1 pseudogene is annotated in these 281 nt (G+C 45.6%); it reads right to left on the bottom strand.

Going from position 1 to position 281, the window contains the following annotated elements:
- Nucleotides 1-281 (bottom strand): annotated as a pseudogene (locus A3766_RS10450) (DNA polymerase I); the annotation flags it as partial.

Below are 281 nucleotides of genomic sequence, written 5' to 3'. Positions count from 1 at the left end.
CCAGTTGAGATCACCACATCGATCTTCTTTTGCGTTGCCTGATGCGCCAAGGCACCAATCACATCATCCGCTTCGACATCAGGAATGATGAGTAAAGGCAAACCCATTGCTTCAATGATCTCGTGAATCGGCGCGATCTGAGAACGTAAATCATCAGGCATCGGTGGACGATTCGCTTTATAGTCAGGGTAAATTTCATGACGAAAGTTCTTACCTTTAGCGTCAAAAACCACAATTACTTTAGAGCCTGGATAGTCGGTTTCCAGCCTTCTAAGCATGCT

The sequence above is a fragment of the Oleiphilus sp. HI0132 genome (genome assembly GCF_001635845.1).
This window is presented reverse-complemented; position numbering and strand designations above follow the sequence as displayed.